The organism is Paenibacillus glycanilyticus NBRC 16618 (assembly GCF_004000805.1).
GTDB lineage: Bacteria > Bacillota > Bacilli > Paenibacillales > Paenibacillaceae > Pristimantibacillus > Pristimantibacillus glycanilyticus.
The window spans coordinates 64,005-82,412 of sequence record NZ_BILY01000014.1 but is presented as its reverse complement, the minus strand read 5'-3'; the positions used below and the strand labels follow the sequence as shown (position 1 = coordinate 82,412).

At 49.2% G+C, this 18,408-nt stretch carries 11 protein-coding genes; 5 read left to right on the top strand and 6 right to left on the bottom strand.

Annotated elements, in window-relative coordinates; genetic code table 11:
• The first annotated feature begins 2 nt into the window (after window positions 1-2).
• The 4 genes from PGL01S_RS13400 (at window position 3) to PGL01S_RS13385 (ending at window position 3,996) form a co-directional block, all read left to right on the top strand.
• Window positions 3-1,406, top strand: a complete 1,404-nt coding sequence (locus PGL01S_RS13400; RefSeq protein WP_127495113.1) for an MFS transporter — start codon at window positions 3-5, stop codon at window positions 1,404-1,406.
• A gap of 134 nt (window positions 1,407-1,540) precedes the next feature.
• Window positions 1,541-2,296, top strand: coding sequence for a MerR family transcriptional regulator (locus PGL01S_RS13395; RefSeq protein ID WP_127495112.1), 756 nt, complete (start codon window positions 1,541-1,543; stop codon window positions 2,294-2,296).
• 162 nt (window positions 2,297-2,458) lie between these two features.
• Complete coding sequence (locus PGL01S_RS13390; protein WP_127495111.1) at window positions 2,459-2,938, top strand: MarR family winged helix-turn-helix transcriptional regulator; 480 nt, start codon at window positions 2,459-2,461, stop codon at window positions 2,936-2,938.
• Window positions 2,939-2,940: 2 nt separating this feature from the next.
• A complete protein-coding gene (locus tag PGL01S_RS13385) occupies window positions 2,941-3,996 on the top strand; it encodes an LLM class flavin-dependent oxidoreductase (protein ID WP_127495110.1) in 1,056 nt (351 codons plus the stop codon).
• Window positions 3,997-5,018: 1,022 nt separating this feature from the next.
• Here PGL01S_RS13385 and PGL01S_RS31645 read toward each other — a convergent pair.
• From PGL01S_RS31645 to PGL01S_RS13360, 5 genes are all read right to left on the bottom strand, one after another.
• Window positions 5,019-6,086, bottom strand: a complete 1,068-nt coding sequence (locus PGL01S_RS31645; RefSeq protein WP_244935583.1) for a hypothetical protein — start codon at window positions 6,084-6,086, stop codon at window positions 5,019-5,021.
• A 222-nt stretch (window positions 6,087-6,308) separates the two neighbouring features.
• Complete coding sequence (locus tag PGL01S_RS13375; protein WP_127495109.1) at window positions 6,309-6,623, bottom strand: hypothetical protein; 315 nt, start codon at window positions 6,621-6,623, stop codon at window positions 6,309-6,311.
• On the bottom strand, window positions 6,620-6,988 hold the full coding sequence (locus PGL01S_RS13370; protein ID WP_127495108.1) for a DUF6864 domain-containing function: 369 nt from the start codon (window positions 6,986-6,988) through the stop codon (window positions 6,620-6,622). Before PGL01S_RS13370 ends, PGL01S_RS13375 begins: the two co-directional genes overlap by 4 nt.
• Window positions 6,989-7,431: 443 nt before the next feature.
• Window positions 7,432-15,723 (bottom strand): GH36-type glycosyl hydrolase domain-containing protein, encoded by an 8,292-nt coding sequence (locus PGL01S_RS13365; protein ID WP_127495107.1) that lies wholly within the window; start codon window positions 15,721-15,723, stop codon window positions 7,432-7,434.
• Window positions 15,724-15,913: 190 nt separating this feature from the next.
• The gene (locus PGL01S_RS13360) at window positions 15,914-16,150 is read right to left on the bottom strand and encodes an acetamidase/formamidase family protein (protein WP_373864160.1); all 237 of its coding nucleotides are present in this window, start codon (window positions 16,148-16,150) and stop codon (window positions 15,914-15,916) included.
• Window positions 16,151-16,194: 44 nt separating this feature from the next.
• Here PGL01S_RS13360 and PGL01S_RS30830 point away from each other — a divergent pair, with 44 nt between their 5' ends.
• The gene (locus PGL01S_RS30830; protein WP_164775455.1) at window positions 16,195-16,344 is read left to right on the top strand and encodes a hypothetical protein; all 150 of its coding nucleotides are present in this window, start codon (window positions 16,195-16,197) and stop codon (window positions 16,342-16,344) included.
• A 56-nt stretch (window positions 16,345-16,400) separates the two neighbouring features.
• Here the strand turns inward: PGL01S_RS30830 and PGL01S_RS13355 are convergent, their stop codons facing one another.
• Window positions 16,401-18,332, bottom strand: a complete 1,932-nt coding sequence (locus PGL01S_RS13355) for a fructose-1,6-bisphosphatase (protein WP_127495106.1) — start codon at window positions 18,330-18,332, stop codon at window positions 16,401-16,403.
• Window positions 18,333-18,408 lie beyond the last annotated feature (76 nt).

Genomic DNA, 18,408 nt, shown 5'->3' with positions numbered 1-18,408 from the left:
CAATGCCAGTAGAACAACCTGATGTCACGCATCCCGCAATAGGAATCGTGCTCATTAAGCTTCTAGCGTTCACCTTGATTATATCTTCCATGAGCGCAACGATGTTCAATATTGTTCTTCCCGAGATCCGGACCGACTTTGAATTATCCATGGCTCAAGTCAGCTGGGTATCAACGGCCTATTTACTGATCTATGCAGTGGGTTCCGTTATTTACGGCAAGCTGCTTGATCGTTATCAGGCCAAAAATCTGATCACCTTTGGGCTTCTCGTATTTGCTTCAGGCTCTTTGCTAGGGCTGCTCGCGGGATCTTATCCTTTCGTGCTGATGGCCAGAATTTTGCAAGCGGTGGGCGCATCCGTTATTCCGGCATTAGCCATGTTAATTCCAGTCCGCTATTTCCCACCGGAAAGAAGGGGGCATGCCCTGGGGATTTCGGCTACCGGATTAGCGCTTGGCAACGCGATTGGACCTATTGTTTCATCACTATTGGTATCATTTGTCCATTGGAGATGGCTGTTCGCGATTCCTTTGCTTATTCTCGTCACTTTGCCGTTCTACCGCAAGCATTTGAGCTCGGATATAAAAGAAGGCGGACCTATTGATTGGCTTGGAGGAGGACTACTTACGGGGACGGTAGCCCTGTTGCTGCTTGCGATAACGCAAGGGAACATGTGGCTGGGAGCAGGCAGTGCATTGCTGCTTATCGGTTTCTTGTGGCGCATACGTACAGCGGCTGATCCCTTTATCTCACGGGCGCTTATGAGGGATCGCATTTATTTAATGGGATTAATGATTGCGGCTATCGTGATGAGCGTCAGTTACGCGCTGCCGTTTCTAACGCCTCAATTGTTGGCGGATATCAATCGGTTGGAGCCAGGTTTAATTGGCTTTGTCATGGTTCCCGGAGCTTGCTTGTCGGCTTATTTAGGTCGAAAAGTAGGGAAGTTGGCGGATATCAAAGGCAATTCCTTCGTGTATCACACGGCGTCGTTATTATTATTCAGTTGTTTTCTTCTGTTATCGTTATTTGCAGGGAGTCCAGCCGTTCTGATTGGATTGATTTTCACTCTTGGCAATGTGGGTCAGATGTTCATGCAAATCGTACTATCCAATACCATCTCGCGCAGCATTCCCCGGGATCAGATTGGGGTTGGAATGGGTTTATTAACATTGTGCAATTTCCTTTCCGGCGCGGTCTCTACCGGGATATACGGCAAAGTGATGGACCACGGCGCCCGGTCGAGCTGGATCCCTTGGCATTCAAACGAAGCTTCCTTTGTATTCGGCAATCTTTATCTGGTACTTGCTCTCATTCATGTTGTTTTGCTTCTTCTGTATCGCAGTGTATATGTCAGCAAGAAAAAGACGAATACCAATGGGCATATGTTGAGTAATCAGAGATAAAGAATAACGAATCGATTCTAACGGAATCGGTTCGTTTTTTATATTAAAAAAGCATTGACTCTCCTCTTAGGGGAGACTATAAACTTCAATATGTGAACGGCCGTTCCAAAAGAAAGGGAATTAGGAGGTTGTGCATGTTGTTATCCGTGAAAGAGGTCTCCGAGATGGCGGATGTGACCATCAAAACCCTGCATCATTATCATAAAATCGGTCTGCTTATGCCAAGCGAAATCAGCGAAGCCGGTTACCGGTTCTACGGTGAAAAGGAGCTGCAGCGCCTGCAGGAAATTTTATTTTATCGCGAGCTGGAATTTTCATTGGAACAGATCAAAGAAATCATGAACACGAATCCCGATCGCAGAACCATTCTCGAGAAGCAGGAAGCTTTGCTAATCAGCAAAAGCCAAAGACTTCATACCCTGATCGATACGATTAAATTATCTATAACGTCGATGAAAGAAGGAATACCCTTGGAGAACAAACGATTATTTGCCGGCTTTAGCAACGAGCAGCAATGGAATGAGGCCCTTGAAGAGCAGAGTAAACACCTGGAGGAAACTTACGGCATAGAGCCACTAACGGTTCAGGAGGCGGATGTTCAGAAAATGAACGAGCAAGCTGCTGAAGCGATGACTTTTATGAGTAACATGGCTGACTCGTTGAGAACCGGAGTGAAGCATAACGATGTGAAAGTAACAGATCTTATTAAATTTCATATCGATTTCCTGAATGGGCACGGGCATGAACTCTCTGCCTTGGACTTTGCTGCACAAACGAAGTTTTTTCTCCAGGATGATTTCCATTTAAGCATGCTGGAGACTCAACAAACCGGGCTATCCTATTATTTGGCGGCTGCAGCGGAAGCCTATCAAGCGCAAAGCAAAGGATAAAAGAGAACCGGACCAATTCTCCAATGGGAATTGGTCCGGTCCTTTTGTCGGTTGCCGGAGGTGGGCTTGTGTGCTGATTGAATTGACAAATTAATATCCTAATATTAGAATAACTAATGTTAGGATATTAATTGGGGTCAAACCTTGATAGGAGGATGAAGCTTGACTGAACGCGATGCGGAAGGAATTGAACTAGATTTAAACCTAATTCGCGTATTGAGGAACATGGTGAACGTGTTGTATACGAGCCTCGAGCGTGATATTGACAGCTACGGCATTAGTGCGGAGAACTTTCGAATTCTAGAGTTACTTTATAATAGAGGGCCGCAGACGATTCAAAGGATTAGCGAAACGTTCTCCATTCCAAGCGGGAGTATCACTTACGTGGTGGACAAGCTTGAAAATAAGGGTTTGGTGGAACGAATTCCTATTCCGGGGGACCGTAGAAAAACGAATGTCTCATTAACGGCTGCTGGACAAAGCAGCTTTGATCACATTTTTCCAAAGCATGCTCAATTTATCTCGGATCAGTTGTCTTTCGCAACGGACGAGGAAAAGCTTGAGCTCATCCACGTAATGAAGAAGATTGGTTACGGTATCAAAAATCGCGTAGCTGAAGATAATCAAAAGCAGGAGGACTAAACATGGAAATAGGTATAGATACATTCGTCGAGACAACTCCGGATATCGTAACCGGCGAAACGATTAGTCATGGAGAGCGTTTGCGTCAGGTTGTAGAAGAAATTGTACTGGCTGATAAAGTCGGACTTGATATATTTGGCGTTGGCGAGCATCATCGCAAAGAGTTTGCGGATTCCGCTACAGCCGTTATTCTGGCTGCAGCCGCGCCAATGACGAAAAAAATTCGGCTGACCAGCTCGGTGACTGTGCTGTCTGCCGCGGATCCGGTACGTTTGTTCCAACAATTCGCCACGCTTGACGGCATTTCGAATGGACGGGCTGAGATTATCGCTGGCCGAGGCTCCATGGTCGATGCATTTCCATTGTTTGGATATGATTTAAAAGACTATGATAAGCTGTTTGAAGAAAAGCTGGAACTCTTATTAAAACTTCGCGAGTCGGAAAAAGTAACCTGGAAAGGCGGATTCCGTCCGGCTTTTGATAACTTGGGCGTGTATCCGCGTCCTGTTCAAAACCAATTGCCCGTCTGGCTTGGCAGTGGAGGCAATCCGGATTCGGTTATCCGCGCAGGTCAGCTTGGTTTGCCTCTAGTATTAGCCATTATCGGCGGCAGCCCTCTAAACTTTGCTCCGCTTGTACCGCTGTACAAGAAAGCAGCTGCCCGCGCCGGGCATGATGTGTCGAAGCTAAAGATAGCCGTGCATTCCCTTGGATATGTTGCGGAGAGCAACTCGCTTGCGGATGATAAGTATTTTCCGCCTACCCAGGCCTCATTTAACTACTTCGGCAGAGAGCGCGGCTGGGGACAATATACACGCTCGCAATTCGATGCGTCATGCACTTTGGAAGGTGCACTATTCGTTGGTGATCCCGAAACCGTGGCCAACAAGATTATCTTTATGCGCAAGCATTTGGGCTTCACGAGATTCTTCCTTCATCTGCCGGTTGGCACCATGCCGCATAAGGATGTAATGAATGCAATTGAGTTGCTGGGTACCGAAGTAGCACCAAGAGTTCGTGAAGAAGTCGCGAAATGGGAAGCTAATGAGGTAAGTTGATAGAGAATAGCTAATAAAAAAGAAAAAAATTGTGCAAACGCTTTCATATATAATGAAAACCAGGCTAACCAGGAATAATGATTAGCTTGGTTTTTTTGTGCGTAAATGACAAATCCAAATGATGATTACAAATGACATGATGATCATCGAGTTGATTAAATCAACAATAAAAAATCCAAACTGATAAAAGATTAGATTATTAAATCTAAGGAATTAAATCTAAGGAAATTAAATCTAAGGAATTAAATCTAAGGAATTAAATCTAAGGATTAAATCTAAGGAATTAAATCTAAGGAATTAAATCTAAGGATTAAATCTAAAGATCAAATCTAAGGATTAAATCTAAGGATCAAATCTAAGGATCAAATCTAAGGATCCAAATCAAAAGAACAAAATCAAATGATAAATCAAACTATGGGAACAGAAAAGAACTAGAATAAAAACCTATAATGCAAAGAGCCCAATAACCAAAAGAGACAAACAAAATAATGCAAACTGAGTAAATAATCATAAAACCATAATCATAAAAACCCTGGGTGGCCAAGTTTTCCTTAACGTCTTTTTCACAAAACCCGTATTTTATACATATGTCTATGAATCGAGTTGTGTGAGCAATGTATCTGTCCATCCCCCTGACTGACATTTCATTTCTAAAATGATATTACATCTCATTCCATTACTCCTCCATTTATATGGTCGTTTAGATATCATTTCAAAATAGTGAAATTCAATATATGTCTACGTTATCCTGTCTGTTAGCATGGATAGCGGCAGCAGATCGCGACAGGCTGCCGCAGCTTTTTCATTTATGATCGTGTCTCGTTAGTGTAACTGCTACTTCACGATACATTAAATTTAGTCCTTCAATTCAATCTGATTTCCTTCAGGGTCAATGAAAACTCCAATTGTCAACACCGCTGTCCTCCAACATGAGATAACTAAAGATACCCCTTACTTGATTATTGGACTAACGTTCCCTGTTAGAGCGTAACAAGGTAACCGTTTATTGATGACTTTCTCTGTTAGGGGATTAGGTAAAAAATCTTTATCTCGCTAACAAGACCTTCTTTTACTTCAAATTGTAAGTAATCAACTCGCTCATAATTGATGACATATGCACAATTATTCGGGTCCGTTCTTCCGTCAAGAGCTATATTTATATCAGGATAAGAATTCTTTACTTTTTCAAGCTTATCTCCTATTTCAATACCCTTAGATGTTTTGTAGTCTTTTTTTGTAACCACCATTTCCAGTATCCAAAAATCCTTACCATTTTCTTTAGGAGACATAAGTTTTATTTGAAGTCCATCATAATTCATTGTTTTAATAAATGACCCTTTGTGCGTATCCGCCTCATTCCCCAGTACTTCAATATTCTGCGAAGTAGGTTCTCCTAATATTTTTTGCAAATCAACTGTGTTATCCCAGTCTTTAAGAGTGATATTTTTTTTATTAATAGTTAATGAATAATTATTGGTGAGGTTACTTTCTAGGTTGTGTTCATATACCTCTTTTGGTGTCTCCTCTGATATAGTCTCATTGGGGTTCTTATCAGTAGGGAGTGTCTTATCCTGCCACATGTTAATCTGAGTTACCATTCCATTATTGAACGAAAATTGAATGGAATATTGCCCGTCAGCTGACTTTTGGATGTACGAATCTCCTGTAGTAATATCAGGATACGCTTTTAAAACGTCTTCAGTAGAACTTCCTATTGAAATACCACGTGGTGTCTTGCCTTTGAAAGGAGGTGTTACTGTTGCTTGCCATATTGGTCCATCAAAATCTATATAGATTCCTTGTTCCTTAAAAATCCAGTACGGTGTACCTAATCCATGCGAAACCGTTTTTTCACTTGGTTGGCCATATGATTTAACCACATCATCAATTGATCCTCCGATTCGTATTCCTTCGATACTGAGATCAGTTGCAGAAAGATTTTGTTGAAGTGATTTCTCAATTGATGTTGACGGTGCTTCTGTAGAAGCGATTGGCGAAGCCTCGTTATCAGTATCGACGCGACCATTCGTGCTATTCGTGCAACTTGTTAATAGAAGAACTGCCGCAATTAAAGACATTATTCCTTTCATGAGAAATCATCCCCTTATTATCTTGGTTAATCTGTAAACGCAAATACCCTGGTAAATGTTTCTAATGCTACTTTTCGATATCCGAAAAAACATACAAAAAAAACCGCAATTTTTGCGGCTTACAATGTTACTATGTTCTGTTATCTGAATCACTAAATTCTAGAGTAAACCCATCGTGATTGAACAGCTTTATCATTAAGAGTCCTTCGAAAATATGCTCGACTAGCCTCCTTCTTCTTTTGACCTCGATCCGATCAAGTAACCGATAATTGTCGATTCAACAGGAAGTACCACGAGCGTCCACATTTCCTTTAAACCGAAGTTGGGCGAACGATATTGGTCGGGGATCAGCGTATAGACCAGCGCGATGATAAGCACACCGAGCGTGATCGTACCGACGATATACAGGCGCACGTTCTCACCTGAACCAAAGAATTTACCAAGAAAGCCGAGCTCCGCTTTGCGCTTATCGTTCTCCGCGTTCGCAGCGATGATCTTACTTGCTACCTTCGGATCCTGAATTTCGATTTTGTTCATACCGGCACGACCCCCTCTCCCGCAAAGAAAGTAAAGGCCAGCGCCCAGGACGTCGCATCGTAATTTATAGTCACTTCATAACGCAAAGATAGTTTGCGGTTGTTCAACACGCCGAGCTGAATCATATCTTGATTACCGATTGGCTTGCCTCTCGGAAAATTAACGCAAGCGATGCGGACTTCATTGTAACGAACCAGCTGAATATTCGTCATGAAGTCGTCTCGTTCCGATTCGTGTTCAATACAAAACACGAATGTCAGCGGATCACTCTCTTCCGACAATACAATCTCGATCGGATTCATACCATAGGCCAGTACGCGGCCGTGATACACTGCTTCATATCCGCCGGACTTAATTTTCATCATTTACACCTCCGTGGTAAGTTGTCATCGAACAAGCTCTTTATTACAGTGTACGAGCAGGTGTTCGAATTCATGTCTATCGATCGATGGCCGCGGCAGGAATATTGTCTTGATTCTTCTACAGCGCGCTCCGATGCTCAAAAAGCTCGTTCAGAGCTGCCAGTTGTTTCTAAGTAGGCAGCCAGAAGTTGAAAGTCGAATTTGCGGTCCAACCGTTCATATTGACAAGAACTTGATAACATAAAACAAAAAAGCCGCAGTTTATGCGACTCTCAATGATACCATGGTATTGTCACCCGACAGCCTTCTTGATCTGTCATAAAATTTTCTTTAAAAAACCTTGAACGGCACGAAGCCGGTCAAGGTCGAAAAGGCCGCAAGTATGCGGCCTTTTTGGTACATCAAACATTGTGAATGCAGGTATATACACGATCCCTGCGAACGAGCTATAAAGTCAGTTCGACCACATGCTCCAATTGGTCGTCCTCCAGCGTGATAAACGGACTTTCGCCCATAAGATTCATGCTGAGCTCGGTCTCTTTACCATCGATCCTTAATGCCGTGCAGCCGCCGGATTTGCGCGACGGATTGCGGACGATGATTCGGTAGGCCGTGCTCTTGTACGTATACGTAACGGTAAATTCCGGCCATTCCGCAGGGATGCAAGGTTGGATCAGAAGCTTTTGTCCCCTTTTCTTTAGCCCTAATATCCACTCGATTCCCGCTTGGTACATCCAGCCAGCAGCGCCGGTGTACCACGTCCAACCCGCATGTCCGCGATGCGGATGTTCCGTATAGACGTCAGCCGCCATGGCGTAAGGCTCCCCGACATAAGTGCGGGCGTCAAACGAGGACTTTGTGTGCGTGATCGGGTTAAACATATGGAATAACTCGAAAGCCTTGTCCCCATCCCCGAGTATGCTCCACGCTACAATACTCCAGATGACACCATGCGTATATTGTCCTCCATTCTCTCGAATGCCTGGCGGATAGGCTTGGATATAGCCCGGGCTAGGCTTTGTCTGGTCAAATGGAGGCGTCAAAATATGCGCGACGGCAAGATGTCTATCGACCAATTCCCTGTCGAAGGAGTGCATCGCCTGCTGCGCGCGTTCCTTCGGCGCCATCCCGGATATGACCGACCAGGATTGGGCAATAGCGTCAATGCGGCATTCCGCATTGCGGACGGATCCGAGCCATTCTCCGGCGTCGGTGAACGCGCGTCGGTACCAATTTCCGTCCCAAGCTTCCTGCATGTCATTCTCCAGCTTGCTTCTCGCGCTCAGGTAACGCTCCGCGTGACTTCGCTTGCCATACCGCTCGCAGATTTCGGCAATGCCGCTCAGAACTTCGCCAAGGAACCAGCCCAGCCACACGCTCTCGCCGCGCCCTTGCGGACCGATATTGCTCATACCGTCGTTCCAATCACCGATTCCCATGAGCGGCAATCCGTGTTCGCCGAAGCGAAGCGCCCGATCAATCGCGCGGAAGCAGTGTTCGAGTATCGTCCCGTTCTCCTCCGACAGAACCGTCTCTTCGTAGCGTTCGTGCTCGTCTTCCTTCAGGAGCTCACTCTGCAGGAAAGGAGCAATTTCCGTTAAAATGCTCGTATCCTCTGTATGCTCCAAATAACGGACAACAGCATATGGCAGCCAGAGCAGATCATCCGAAAATCTCGTGCGGATACCGCGGTGCGTCTCTTCGTGCCACCAATGCTGCACATCCCCTTCACAGTACTGGTGCGAGGCATGGCGAATGATCTGCGCCCTTGTCATTTCCGGCCGGGCATGCAGCATGGACAACGAATCCTGAAGCTGATCCCGGAATCCGAAGGCGCCTCCCGATTGATAAAATGCCGTGCGTGCCCACATCCGACAGGACAACGACTGATAGAGCAGCCAGTTGTTCAGCATAATATCCATTTCGGCCGAAGGCGTAGCAACCTGGATCGTGCCGTTTATGTCTTTCCAGAAGGCGCGCGCATCCCGATAAGCCTTTTCGCAGGCGTCCGCTTCGCTGTACTTTCGGGCCAGCTGGGTCGCGGCATCTCGGGAATCGCTGCAGCCGAGCAGGATATAGACGACGCCACCCTCGCCGGGTTCGAGCGATACGATGCCCTGAATCGCTCCGCAGGCATCATGGACCGGTCCCGACTCTCCCGAAAGACGCATTTTGCTCATTGCGGCTGGATCTTCCAAGTCACCTTCCCGTCCGATGAATGACAGCCGGCTTCCCGTCCAGGACGGGCCGGACTCTAATGCCCGCGGATGCATGGCAAGGAATGGCGTCGCTTTTCGGAACGTGTCCTGATAGGTGTTTCGTGCAAGCAGTATATGATGTTCTGGATCCCATTCCGTAACGATATTGGATGCGTTCTCTTCGCGATTCACGCCAATAACCCACTCGGCGTAGTACGTCACGGACAGTTTCCGTACGTCGCTCGTTTCATTAGTCAAGCGCAGCCGGATGATCTTGACGGGATCGTCCAGAGGGACAAACACCGTCATCTCATGCGATAGACCATGACTCTCATGCTCGTAGCGCGAGTAGCCTTGTCCATGCGACACGGTATGCACCGTCTTGGATTCCGCTTTCCGGGATGGCGTCATCCCCCAATATTCACCGCTTGATTCATCCCGTATATAAACAGCTTCGCCAGGCGGATCCAGGGCGGGATCGTTGGACCATGGCGTTAGCTTGCATTCACGGCTGTTGTTCCACCAGGTCTGCCCGGTGTACAGCTCCGAAGCCAGGAAGCCGAAATTCTGGTTTGCAATTACGTTGATCCAAGGAGCGGGCAGATGCTGTCCGCTGCGCAATACGATCCGGTACTCGTCACCATCCGTCGAGAAGCCTCCGTATCCGTTAAAGAACAGACCCGCGCCTTCGTCCCGCGATGGCTTGTCGGAATAAAGGTTCTGCGGCGAAGTAGGCACCAGCTCGGTTAATTGCCCGGTGCTTCCTGACTCGCGAGGCAGGAGCTGGGCTCTCAGACTTGGTCCTTCCGCATGCAGCAGCAGCCGCGCCGCGGCAAACAACAGATTCTTGTCCTCTTGGGATTGCTCGGTTGCCGCGACGATATGAACGCCGGCGCCATTGTTAAGGTTATGGACGTGCTGCTCGATCATCCGCTGCAGCGAATCGCGAAGCTCCTGCTGATAACCGCCGGAGGACTCGTTCCAAATTACGAGATCGAAGCTAAGCCCCTTCCGGCGCAAATATTCATAACCGACCAGGAGTTTATTCATGAACGGCAGGCTTGACGTTTCGGCCACGCTCACCAATATGATCGGCCTGTCGCCGGAGACGCCATGCGCCCACAAACCAGGCTGCCCTTTCGTATTCGCGGAGATGCTTGCCTCCTGCTCTGGACGAAGCGGAGATGCGAACAGGACCCGACCGGCCAGCAACTGGTAAGCGGACGCCTCCTGTTCACCGATGCGTAAATGCTGCAGATCGATTTGGCTTCGCGTCCATGCCATTTGGAAGGTACGTTCTGCCTGCGAGGCGGACGACAGCTGCGAAACGATTTCAAGCGCCTGTTTTTTGCTCTCGGCTGCTCCGGTTACGGCTGTCAGGCTGATCTGCTTGCCAGGTTCAACATGCACTCGCTTACGCATGATAAAAGCCGGATCGGCAACGGCACCGAAGGTGCCGCCTAGTCGGGCTGCCAGTCCGCGCGGATTGGCAAGCGTATGCCCTCTGCCGATAAAGGCTGCGCGGTCAGTCTCGAATTCTGCTGCTCCTTGCTCCTCGTCAGCTCGTAGCGTGTGAAAAGCCCATAGAGCTTTCTCGTCATCATTACGAGGGCGTTTGCGGGCTAGCAGGCACTGCTCCTCCGAAGCGAACTCCGTTTGAACGAAAAGCTTGGTAAAGGAGGGATGAGCCTTGTCCGCGTTGTGCGCGGCCATGGCTAATTCCATGTACGTCGTTATTTCGACAATTCGGGCCTCCTGCGTCGTGTTGGTCAACGTCAACCGGCGCAGCTCCGCATTATGCTCGGTCGATACGGTCACCTCGAGCTTCGTATGCAGCCCGTCATCCTCGCGGAGGAACGTCGTCCGCTCCTTGCGAAACTGAACGCTCGCGCGATCCGCCTGCTTGCGGCATGGCAAATAGGTCGGGGACCAGCAGACATTCTTCTCCACGTCCCGAATATAGATGTAGCTGCCCCAAGGATCCATCACCGGATCTTCCCGCCAGCGCGTCAAATCCAGCCCGTTATATCGGATGAAGCCGCTGCCGGTTTCCGTCAGGACCGTCGTTAACGAACCGTTCCCATGCACGTTCGCCTCAGGCAAAGGCGCGGGCACCTCCGCGAATTCTCGCAGCGGGTCGTTCTGCGGCAACTTGGTTTCGCCTCCGCTTCGCGACCTGCCCGGCAGCTCCCGATTGAGAAGCGCCGACTTGTGCGGAATCCGCTCGATCAGCAGCAGCTCGGCGGCCTGAACGCGCTTATCCGCATGAAAATAGTTGATCATGCACGACGGCACCAGCATGTTGGCCAGCGTAAGCAGGCTCATGCCTTGGTGATGCGCCATGAAACTGCGGATAATCTTGTAGGTTTCCCCCTGTGGCATACGCTGAGCGGTGAAATCGACCGCCTCGTAATAGCCGTATTGTCCTCGCCCTCCAAGCTGATCCAAACGCTCCAAATTTTGAAGGCCTTCGCGCAGCGCGAACGGAAGCGCCATAATCGTGGCATAAGGTGCGATGACCGTGTCTTCCTCAAGCCCGCGCTTGAACCCCAGCCCCGGCACGCCAAAGGCGCGATATTGGTAATTCAGCTGATAGTCGTACGCATAATAGCCTGATTCCGAGATGCCAAAGGGCACGTTGCGTCGTGCGGCGTATGCGATCTGACGCCGCACGACGCCGCGGTAGGTACTGTCCCAAACCGTACCCGGATAGGTTCGCATAATCAGCCAAGGCATCATGTATTCAAACATCGTGCCGGACCAAGAGATCAAGGTCGCATGCCCGCCTTGCTGCTTGGCCGTGCGGCCAAGCGCCATCCAATGGGAGACCGAAATTTGACCAAGCGCAATGGCAACGAAGCTTGTTTGCCTTGCTTCCGATGCGAGCAAGTCGTAGAGAATCGTTTCCCGTTGACCCGAATCGGCATGGTAGCCGAGCACAAACAGCTTGGCCTTGTCGTCATAGAGCTGTCGGAAATCGGTTGAGACGATCAGCCGTTCCAAGCGGTCGACAAGCTCATAACCCTGACCAATCCAACCGGTCGTTGCATGCATCGGCTCATCTTGCTTCACATTTGATTCTCGTCGCGCTTCGTACATTTCCTCCGGATGAATGCGATCCAGTTCGATGGCAAACTCCGTGCCAACGGCCGCTAATGGAGCTTGCTCGCGCCGCCGGGAACCCTTGCCCCATCCGTCCGTCTGAAGCCAGCGAATCAGACCTTGCTTAACCGTCATCAGACTGGCCACGAAGTTGCCGGAATCCACCGTCGAGACATAAGCCGGACGAAGCAGCTCCAGCGTTGAAGTGTCGTACCAATTGTACAAATGGCCGTTCCACTTCTCCATCCGTTCGATCACGCCGACCGTTCGCTCGAGCCGTTCCACCAGCATCGGCGTTGTGATGAATTCCAACTCTCTCGCGGCTAGGGCCGCCGTCAGGAGAAACCCGATATTGGTTGGCGACGTTCGGTGCGCAACGCCGTTCGGGGGCTCGATTTGCACGTTGTCCGGCGGAAGATAGTGATCCTCTTTCCCCGCATAGTCCTCGTAGAACTGCCAAATTTCCTTCGCCAAGGTGCGCAGCTGCTCCGCGTCAGCGGCTTCAAGCGGCCGCTCCGCTTTGAGAACGGGTTGATCAAGCCAGCGTACTGCAACCGGAGCAAGCGCCCAGAATAGGCAAAGGGCAAGTCCGAAACACAGAAGCGGGATGCTCGGCTGCAGGACAACCGCGGCCGCGAATAGCAAGATTAACAAGTAGCCCCCCCTGCCGCCAAGAATCAAGCGGCGCCGTGCCTCAGCTTGACTTCGTTCCGTCTGCGAGAAGCTGGTCCATTCCAGCATCCCGCGCTTGCTGACGGCCATGCGGTATAGCGTCTTGACTATGGCGTCCAGCAACACGGCTGTCTGAAACGGAAGCGTCCAGAATCCGATGCCGGCCATTACCAGTGTCGACAGCACATGCTTTGAATGCGCACCTGCCGAATTCATGATGGCTAGCTGCCGGATTAAGGGCAGCAGCAGAGTGAGGAACAAGAACGCAAGCCAGCGTGCCGGATAGCCGGGCAAAACGGTCACGGCCAGCCCGAACAGCACGAGCATCGCGATAGGCAGCAAGCTGCGCCGCAGGTTGTCGATAATCTGCCACCGCGTGAGCAGAGACAGATCGATCGGTTGCAGCTCTCCGCGCCGGTCACAAAGCTTGGTGCGGAGCCAGCACAGGAGCTGCCAGTCACCTCGAACCCATCGATGCATCCGTTTCTGGAAAGATAGAAAGGTGGACGGGTGCTCTTCGATTAACTCAATGTCGGACACGAGCGCCGCCCGCAGAAATCCGCCTTCGAGCAAATCATGGCTAAGCACGGTATTGTCCGGAATGCGCTCGCCAAGCAATTTAGCGAATACGTTGACGTCGAAAATTCCTTTACCCGTAAAGATGCCGGTACCGAACGCGTCTTGGAACGGATCGGAGACCGTAAACGCATAAGGATCGATGCCCGGATCGGACCAGAAATGAGCAAGCCGAGAACGCATGGCCGAATCGTGGCTGGTGCCGATACGGGGCTGCAGGACGCCATACCCTTCCACTACCCTAGTGCCCGCCTTGTTTAAGCGAGGTCGGTTGTAGGGAAAATGCAGCGTTCCGATCAGCCGCTGCGCGCTTCCGATCGGAAGCTGGGTGTCGGCATCCAAGGTAATGATGTAGCGAATGCCGGGCAGGACCTTACGGTCGCCGTGCGTTACCGCATAGCTGGTATCTTCGCTGCCGCGTAACAAATTCACGAACTCGACCAGCTTTCCCCGTTTTCGCTCCCACCCCATGAACTTGCCTTCGCCGGGATTCCACAGTCTGGCTCGTTGGTAGTAATGAAAGGTTGTGCCGCTGTCCCCGTACATACGGTTCAAGCGGTCGATGCGGGCTTTGACCGCGGCGACAAGAATCTCGTCCGAGGGAAGGCTTTCTTCTTTCGCATCGGTGAAATCGCCGAGCAACGCGTAATGAATATTCGGGTCCCGATTGCCTAAGTAATGGATCTCGAGCCGATCGGCAAGCTCGTCCACTTCTTGGACCGTCGACCATATAGCCGGTATGACGACCATAGTCGCAGCTTCCGCCGCAATCCCGCTCGAATAGTCGAACCGCAACAGCGGTTTGGCCCGGCAGATTCGCTCAATCCCAAAGTTTAGGCCAGTCATAACCCACTCGCTTACCGGGAACAGAAGAGCTAGGAATACCGCTGCAATGCCCGCTGTCGTTATGGTATTCCAATCGACGACCCAAGCCGCCACGACGACCAGCAGCAGCATGAACAGTGCCAGCAGAGAAGAAAAATAGTTCATGGGCGCGCTTCTAGCTAAGCCTTTGAGCGGCATTGTCCGTGGCTTACTGCACTTATTCAACGCTTGAACCAGGCTTTTTACGCCTGCCGGCTCAAAGACGTAATATGCAGCAAAAGCTTGGCGCATTAGCGCTTCTTGCGGATGCTCTTGTTCCGTAGTTTTGTTCTCTATTCGTATCGGATTCGCGGAGCCGTGTTCATAGGCATGCTTTGCAAGCGCGAGCGATTGCGAAGCGACAAGACTTTCCGGTACTCGCAGGCGTCTGGCCATTTCCTCGATCCGATTTAAGATTCCATTCCTGCTGGATGTATCCAGGCGAGGGTAAAGGCCCGTCACATCCTCGCGCATGGTGCGATCGAGCAGACTGATCGCCTCGAACAGTTCATCCCAGTTCCTGCGTTCGTTGCTACGCAGGCTCGTAATGAGGTTGCCTGCTTTTACCTGATAGGCGACTTGGAGCTTGGCTTCGTACGTGACGATTCGGTCAAGGTCGTCCGAGCCGTTCTCGTACGTGCAAACGAGCCATTCGCGTACGGCATCCGAATCGCCCGACCATTCCCGCAGATGGCTTATGAGATGCGCGGCCCATGGACCGGACAACGGCGGGATCTGACCTGCTTGCTCAAGTGCCGTACCGATCGTTTCGGTGCTTAGTCTGGCCGGTTCTATCTGCTTTAACAGCTGCTCAACCTGACTGCAGACTTCCCGCCTGTCCCGGACCAATGCCATGGATTCAGCGATCTTCCCGATAAGAGAAACTTTGAGCATGATCGGAATCAACCGGGTCTCGGCCAGCGTCAGTACGGATATTTCCTGATAAGCGCCAAGGAAAGCTAGCAGCGTCCTCTCGTCCAGGATGCCTTCCACTTGTTCCAGATATGCCAAACAAAGCGCGTGGATACGCAATCGTTCTTCTCCCCGCAGTTGGGGCAGATGGATAAGCACTGACTCGGACAAATGCATCTTCAGGTTCAGCACTTGTTCCTCGATGAACTCCGCATTGTCTAGCAGCCATTCTTCGGCTTGCTGACCGCAGCCGACTGGCGCATCCTGCAGCAAAGCGACGAATGCTCGGATATTAGCGATGTCGGTTTCGACTTGTCTTTTTATATAACCTGACCGACCGGCCGCGGACTTGAGCTGTTGCTGAAGCGCCAGCTCGTGCGCGCGCTCTCTGAGTTGTTCATTTGTGGCAGACATGAATGGTTCCTCCGGAAGAAATAGGTTAGAATTCAGCAAACGTATTTTTTCGTCCGGTTCGTGAAGAAATATTGGACCATCTAATCATTTCCATTTTAAAGGGTTTTTATAAAATACTCCTTTCAACTTATTCGCCAACGACAATAAACCAGATCCTCATTGAGACGGCATCTGGCACTGTTCTTCCACATTATGTCATATTCAAATCATTCAACAGCTTAGGTGCCGCCTCGAATTGAGCCGGTTTTGACAGTAGGAGTGAGTTTTCAACTTCCGCCGTATGGCCAGCAATTTCACAGTCACCCTGCATGGCATTCACGTCGCCTAAGTAGACGCTGCCGCCGGGTACCTTAACCGGGCATATCAACGTAGCGTCGGCGTGAACGCGGCTGTTATCCAGGTGACCATTGGTGCTGTGTTCGTTCAGCTCTTCCTAGGTTACCGAATACGCAAGCGGTGCGCTGAACAGGAATGATCAGAAATCGCCGGCAGACTCCAACCGGACCATCGAAAGTCATCGTATGGGCATTCGTGAAATGGCAGGGCGTAATATCGGCGCTGCATGATATGCATTGGAAAGCCTACAGCTTTTCGCCGCAGGCTTTTATCCGTATGTTGTAAGCTACTGGCCAGTTGTTGGTGTTGCCCATGAAAAGGTACTTCTCCGTATAGTTGTTTCATTTCATGTAGCGATATTCTAGGAGGTTCTTCAAATTTGAGATTTTCTGCAGCAGCTTCTCCCCGACATTGGTTTCCCTCACCAGCTTCCGCGCCAGTTCTTTGTCCACCAGCCTTTTTATAGACAAGACGTCCGTTCCGTTGCATAACACATCTTCTTTTGAAATAAATTTCTGATGGGCAACGAGCTGCATGCCAAAGGAATTATACAACAAGGTATAGCCGGCGATCCCTGTTGTGGATTGATAGGCTTTGGAAAAGCCTCCGTCAATAACAATCATTTTCCCGTTTGCTTTAACCGGACTCTCTCCTTTGATTTCTTTAACCGGCGTGTGACCGTTAATGATATGTCCATGATCGGGATTCATATCAAATTCCAGCAGAATTTTTCGGCATATCTCCTCAACTTCACGCAGATGGTAATAAGGGTTCTTTCTCTCCTTATAGGTTTCTTTATCTTGGATAAAGTACCGTTCAAAGGTGGTCATTTCTTTCTTTCCAAAGAGCGACGAACATTCCCCTGTCCAGATGTACCATACCATATCCGTAGCCAGATCATCCGTATCTTCCGGGTGCGCAAAGGCGTAACGTAAATAATATTCAAAAACATCGAGCAACTGACGGCCCGAATACTTCTTGTCTTCAATCTGCATTTCTTCCATGTTTCCTTCTTCATCCAAAGGAATGCAGCCGTGAAATAACAAATTCCCGTTGTATGTTAAATAAAGGCTACCCTTTTTCATAAGAAAACTCATATGTCTGGCCAGCTTTTCGGAATGCTGAACGGAGAACAGCAGCTTTTCCATTACCTGTTGTTCTTCCTCCAGCAATTGTTCAGGCTGCTGCGGATTTACGGTTGCAAAACAGGTGTTTTCCAGCGGGTAAGTTTTTCCGCCGATCTTGATTTCATTCTTGTCGTAATCGATCTGCTTAAGCAAAAGCCTGTTAGACATATTAAAATATGGGCGTCTCTTGATAATCGGGATTTCAAGCTTAAACTGAATCATGGCAATGGCTTGATGAATTTTGGTGATCTGCAGGATTTCCTGCTCCGAGCCGTTATGGTCGGTCTGCAGCTTTGGTCTAAAGGCCGGATTGTCATTATAGTATTTCTCCGCCAAATTGAGCAGTGGACGAAGATTGATTCCGTATACGTCCTCGATGATGTCCAGATTGTCGTATCTGGCGCAGATCCGGATAATATTCGCAAGGCAGACCAAGGAACCCGCATAGGCACCAATCCACAGGACATCATGGTTCCCCCACTGAATGTCTACGGAATGGTAGTCGATCAGCGTGTCCATGATTTTATCGGGGTCCGGCCCGCGATCATAGATATCCCCGACCACATGAAGATGGTCAACAACCAGGCGCTGGTTCGTATAAGCAAGGCCAATAATAAGCTTGTCCGCCTGGCCCAAGGAAATAATTTGCCGGTATATTTCCTCATAATAGGGGTCCTTATTGTTGGTCGAATCCGTCTTGTATAGAAGCTCTTCTACAATATATACAAACTGCTCCGGAAGAGCCTTGCGCAATTTGGCCCGCGTATATTTGGATGAGGCGAATGAAATGAGCTTAAGCATTTGTTCAATCGTTTTTCTATACCATCGGTTCAAGGCTTGTTTATTGCACAGTTCTCCTTTAACCAGCTGTATTTTTTCTTCCGGATAATAGACTAATGCCGTAAAATCATTGATTTCCTGCTCCGTCCAATCCTCACGGAACAAGGCTTTGATTTTCTCTTTTACGGTGCCTGAACCGTTTCTTAGTACATGCTGAAAAGCTTGGAACTCCCCATGCAAATCACTGACAAAATGCTCAGTTCCCTTGGGAAGATTGGAGATCGCTTCAAGGTTGATGATTTCTGTTACAACTTTTTCTTCCGTATCGTATTTCTGGGCTAATAGATCTAGAAACTGCGCATCCAAAATAGATATCCTCCTTCAAGGAAATAGGGTAATGTATAAGAGTTTTTTTAATGGGGCTAGCCGCGTATCTTTAAGC

Bases quoted from the DNA above. Each gene is read 5' to 3' on its own strand.
- PGL01S_RS13400 (WP_127495113.1), top strand. From the start codon at position 3: ATGCCAGTAGAACAACCTGATGTCACGCATCCCGCAATAGGAATCGTG.
- PGL01S_RS13395 (WP_127495112.1), top strand. From the start codon at position 1,541: ATGTTGTTATCCGTGAAAGAGGTCTCCGAGATGGCGGATGTGACCATC.
- PGL01S_RS13385 (WP_127495110.1), top strand. From the start codon at position 2,941: ATGGAAATAGGTATAGATACATTCGTCGAGACAACTCCGGATATCGTA.
- PGL01S_RS31645 (WP_244935583.1), bottom strand. From the start codon at position 6,086: ATGAAAGGAATAATGTCTTTAATTGCGGCAGTTCTTCTATTAACAAGT.
- PGL01S_RS13375 (WP_127495109.1), bottom strand. From the start codon at position 6,623: ATGAACAAAATCGAAATTCAGGATCCGAAGGTAGCAAGTAAGATCATC.
- PGL01S_RS13370 (WP_127495108.1), bottom strand. From the start codon at position 6,988: ATGATGAAAATTAAGTCCGGCGGATATGAAGCAGTGTATCACGGCCGC.
- PGL01S_RS13365 (WP_127495107.1), bottom strand. From the start codon at position 15,723: ATGTCTGCCACAAATGAACAACTCAGAGAGCGCGCGCACGAGCTGGCG.
- PGL01S_RS30830 (WP_164775455.1), top strand. From the start codon at position 16,195: ATGATCAGAAATCGCCGGCAGACTCCAACCGGACCATCGAAAGTCATC.